Below are 4,579 nucleotides of genomic sequence, written 5' to 3'. Positions count from 1 at the left end.
TCGTTGACAACAGCAGGCCTCCGCCGTGAGCATTGATGATTTCGCCGTGGTTATCCAGCCAACGCTCGCCCGGCTTAATGACCGACGGACCCGTTTGTGCCTTTGCTACCGGAGCAGCCAGACCGAATAGCATGGCCAGTACAAGCAATCTCTTGTGTCGCATCATATTACAAGTGTTTAGGGTACGAATAAAGGTGTACAGCTTTCGTTTTGAATCCCTGCTGATCCTGCACATAGTTGACCACAACGCCCACCGTTACCTGCGTGGTAGCGGTCAGTTTGAACGTAACCCTTGGCTTATCGAAAGTGGCCGATAAGACCGATGTGCTGCTGGCGATATTGGCATAGTCCGGCAAAGTACTGGCGTTAGGTGCTACGACCACGTACGACACATCTTTCGTTCCCTGCCAGATCCAGGGCGAAGGATCGAACGCATAGGTACCGGCGGGCAGGGTGATGGTCTGGTAAATCTTTCCATTCTTAATAGCTGGCGAGCCCCAACCGGACTCCATATTCATGGAAGGACCATCCCCATCCTTAGAGAAGCCGCCTATGCCGTTGTGACTCATGGCCCCACTGTTGGCTACCCAATCGGCCAGCGTACCCCAGCGTCCTCCCGCATCCATGGTTGACGCGACAAAGGGATTACCCGAGTTCTTAAGGTATTTGCTGGTGATTTCAATGGCTGGTCCAATCACCAGTGCATCGACGTCCACAATCACAATCGTTTTACTGGCCGTTGCACTTAGCCCGTAGGGCGAAGGATTCGCCAGACCGACCGCCAGAGCCAGCTTTTTACCCGCATACTCTGCCTTTTTTAACTCATTGATGTTCAGCGTCAGGTAAAAAGTCTTGGACACACTATCTGCCGCCACCCGGATGTTTTTCGGTAGGGTGTACATGGAAGCGGGCATGAGCATCGTGTTGGCATCCAGCGTCTTGTTGGCAATGAGTCGCTGAATGGTATCCGTATCGACCTGCAGGTCAACCGAATAGCTTGCAGGTTCATGCCTGAGAGACTGACTCCGAGAATGACATTGAGTCGCTGCCGCTCAATCTCCAGGGTGTAGTTGAAGGTGGAGGAATCCGTTCCAACCGGAACCGTGTAATTGATATTGACACCACCGGATTGATTTACGGCCTGAGGCATGTWAAATTTTGAAATCCCATAGTCATACAGGTTCTCTTTTTCACAGGAGCAGAGCATGCTCATCAGAAAGAGAAGCACCCCGAGGCGAATGGAGGAGAGTAGTTTCATACGTTATTGAATGAATGGCTTCCGGCGTCTTACCAGCCCGGATTTTGATTCAAAACACCATTAGATTTATTGATCTCGACTTGCGGGATGGGATACAGATACATTTTGCTGGCATCGAATACCCGGTTTTCAACGGTGATGGGCGTGTAGATAAAGCTTCCACCCGTTTTACTCACCGCTATGCCCTTTACGGGACTATTGAGCACCGTAGCAGCCTGTTTCCAGCGGAGCAAGTCCCAGTAGCGGTGGTTTTCAAAAGCTAATTCCACCCGACGCTCCCGCCGAACAGCGGCACGAAAATCGGCCGGGCTGGTTACGGTCACGTCAGGCATGCCCACACCGGAACGACTTCGCACCCGATTCAGAGCCTGGCGGGCGGTGAGCGTATAGCCATTGGCATTGTCCGGCCCGTAGGCCTCGTTCATGGCTTCCGCGTACATCAGCAATACATCGGCAAACCTGAATACCGGCCAGTTATGTACAACCGTCTGGTTTTGTACCAGATTCAGCCCATCGGCCAGAAACTTTTTGAGGTAGTAGCCCGTCCGGCTCGCGTTGGTTTTTCGCCGATCATCGGTTCCGCCAGCCGACTGATCGATGGTTCGACCATTCCAGCTACTGTTGTTGGTGACGATACTAAGTCCCAGCCGGGGATCCCGGTTAGCGTACGGATTGAGGGAGTCGGGCTTGCCTTTGTATTCATAGGCCTCTACCAGATCCTGCGTAGGCGTAAGGCCACTGGCACCTCCGGCAGTGGCAATCGGATAGTTTCTGCGTTCCGGATCACTGCTTGCCGGATAACGAATCGCCCAAATTGTCTCGCCACTGGTCAGGGTGTTGTTTCTCAGGAAGTAATCGCGGTAGTTATTATCCAAGGTGTACTGCCCCGCTCCGGCGGCAAACACCAGCACCTCGTTGGCCGCTGCTGCCGCTGCTCTCCACCGGGCCACGTCACCCGACGGATTGTTCAGCGGGCTGGCGGCGTAGAGTAACGTACGGGCTTTGAGTGCCAGAGCCATCCCTTTGCTGACCCGGCCATCGTTGTTAGTAAACGAAGACGTTTTCCAGTTTACCTGCAGACTGTCTTTGTAGCGGTCCAGGTCACCGACGATGAATGAAACGACTTCATCATAACTGGCTCGGGGCAGGTTGATATTGTCCTGCAGACCCAGCGTACGCGTCACCAGCGGCACACCTCCGTAGCGTTTAATCAGCTCTGCGTAATACCAGGCTCTGAGCACGCGGGCTTCGGCCCGGTACCAGCCAATATTCAGCACGTCGTTTCGGTAATTGGTTTTGCCACTCACCGAAATGGTATCGCGGTTGATTGCCAGCTGGGCTCTGTAATTGGCGGAGTTTTCCAGAAAGAAATTAGCTGCCCGGATGCCCGAGTAACTAGCCCGCGTAGTAATTATCCGGATTCGAGATCGCATTCCAGCTCCCGTTATTGAAGAACAGGACATTCGAGTTTCCTGGAGTAGTCTGCACGGTTTCATCGGAAACCGGTGAAAACAGATTGTTATCCAGCATGGTAAACTCGTTTCTCAAAAAAGTATACGGAGCATTGGCGTAGGAAAACAGCGTAGCGTAGTTAGACGAAAGCGTTTCCTCGGTCTGGTTCGTATCGATGCGGGTGTCGAGAAATTCTTTCTGACAACCCGTCAATAGCCCCAGTACTCCCATTGAAAGAAGGATAGATAAGATCTTCATGCGTTCCTTAAAAGCTTAATGTAAGGCCAGTATTGTACGTTTTCAGGCCCGGATAACCATTGATCGTTTCGGGGTCCATGTTATAGTGTTTGCTCAGCTGAGACCACGTAAAGGGGTTCGTCGCGTTTACGAACACGCGTACGTTTTCCAGGTGGATCTTCCGCAGCAGGGTATTTGGTAGCGTATAGCCGATCTCGATGTTACGAACCCGGAGGAAATCCCCGTTTTTCATCCAGAATGTTGAATTCTGGTAGTTGTTCGGTATTGGCGTCGCGTGGTGAGTCGGGGATACGTAGCGGTAGCTCTCGTGTCAATACCCTGATCCGGGTAATAAGCCCAGGCCTCTCCGGCGATGGGATATACGTTCGTATTGTTAACGAAAGCAATGGACTGAGCGGAAGCCGAAAGTAAATTGATCGTACGATGAGCCGCTCCCTGAAACAGAATGAAAAAGTCGAGGTTTTTATACGAAAGTCCGGCTTCAAACGCGTAGGTCCATTCCGGAAGAGCGGTAAACCCGATCGGTGCAGCATCGTTCTGATCGACCCGACCATTGCCGTCCCGATCCTGATAACGCAAATCGCCGGGTTGCACGTTGCCAAAGGCGGGCTGAGCAATGCCTGATTTTAACGTACCATCGGCATTGAAATCCGTTACATCGTAAAACCATCGGCCTTTAATCCAAAGGGCGTTCCGATCTGCTGCCCCGTTCTCGATGAGGCATTCAAGGGAGGAACTTCTCCCATTTCCCTGATTCGGTTGCGGGCGTACAGGGCCATCGCCTTAACGTTGTATTTCACTTCGCCAGCCTGATCAGCGAAACCGAGTGAAAGTTCAATACCCCGATTGGAAACTTTGCCCAGGTTACGGTAGGGAGAACTGGCTCCGAACAACGCCGGTAAGGTATTGTCCTGCGTAACGATTCCGCTTCGGTTGTTGATAAATCCATCTACGGTAAAGGAAAGCTTATTCCATACTTGCAGATCCACTCCCAGGTTATACCCCGTGTTGCGTTCGGCACCGATCATGGCATTGGCGGCATACGAAGGAACCAGCCCACCATTGCCGTTCAGGCCATTGTTGCCCGTATAGTAGGTTCCGCTACCCGTAAAGTATTGTTGATACAGGAAGCGACCCTGGTTGGAATCGTCGAAACCCGACTGTCCTGCCGAAGCCCGAACTTTGAGAAAGGAAATGTTCTTGTTTTCGGCCAGGAATGATTCCTTCGATACCACCCAGCCCAAGGCAATGGCTGGGTACAGAGCCCAGCGATTACCGGGAGCGTAGTTATCCGAACCACTGTATCCCGCCGCCAAAGCCAGCAGGTATTTGGAATCGTACGCGTACTGGAATTGAGCCCCTACGTTCTTGAAGTGATAGAAAATGTTATTGCCCGTATTGGGTCCACTTTGATTCAAATTCCAGTCTACGATATAGTCGCTCAGGAAATAATTGAGGGAGCCATTCAGGGCGTGTTTACCAAAGGACCGTTTGTAGCCAGCCGTCAGATTGATCTGCTGCCAGCTGTACTGATTGGTTGGCGACGAGCCAATCGACACAATATCCGTTGCTACGTCCGTTGTGGTTCGCTCACCGTTGAAAAAGCGGGCG

Annotated in this window: 6 protein-coding genes; all 6 read right to left on the bottom strand. The window is 52.1% G+C overall.

Translation table 11 applies throughout. The annotated features are described in order from the left end of the window. Window positions 1-167 precede the first annotated feature (167 nt). Window positions 168-914 carry a DUF5013 domain-containing protein gene (locus BWI97_RS26455; RefSeq protein ID WP_146011072.1) on the bottom strand — a complete coding sequence of 249 codons (747 nt, stop codon included), beginning with the start codon at window positions 912-914 and terminating at the stop codon, window positions 168-170. 373 nt (window positions 915-1,287) lie between these two features. Then, window positions 1,288-2,691, bottom strand: coding sequence for a RagB/SusD family nutrient uptake outer membrane protein (locus BWI97_RS26450; protein WP_199182125.1), 1,404 nt, complete (start codon window positions 2,689-2,691; stop codon window positions 1,288-1,290). Next, window positions 2,654-2,968, bottom strand: a complete 315-nt coding sequence (locus BWI97_RS28175) for a hypothetical protein (RefSeq protein WP_199182124.1) — start codon at window positions 2,966-2,968, stop codon at window positions 2,654-2,656. Before BWI97_RS28175 ends, BWI97_RS26450 begins: the two co-directional genes overlap by 38 nt. A gap of 7 nt (window positions 2,969-2,975) precedes the next feature. Beyond that, on the bottom strand, window positions 2,976-3,200 hold the full coding sequence (locus BWI97_RS26445) for a TonB-dependent receptor (protein ID WP_102203438.1): 225 nt from the start codon (window positions 3,198-3,200) through the stop codon (window positions 2,976-2,978). Next, entirely contained in the window at window positions 3,197-3,547 is a 351-nt protein-coding gene (locus BWI97_RS26440) for a hypothetical protein (RefSeq protein ID WP_102203437.1), read from the bottom strand. Before BWI97_RS26440 ends, BWI97_RS26445 begins: the two co-directional genes overlap by 4 nt. A 74-nt stretch (window positions 3,548-3,621) precedes the next feature. After that, the coding region (locus tag BWI97_RS27860; protein ID WP_369826680.1) for a TonB-dependent receptor domain-containing protein at window positions 3,622-4,579 on the bottom strand (958 nt) is incomplete at its 5' end.

This window comes from Siphonobacter sp. BAB-5405 (genome assembly GCF_002872335.1).
Taxonomy (GTDB): domain Bacteria; phylum Bacteroidota; class Bacteroidia; order Cytophagales; family Spirosomataceae; genus Siphonobacter.
Note: the sequence above shows the minus strand (reverse complement) of the source record. Positions and strands in the feature narration are given on the sequence as shown.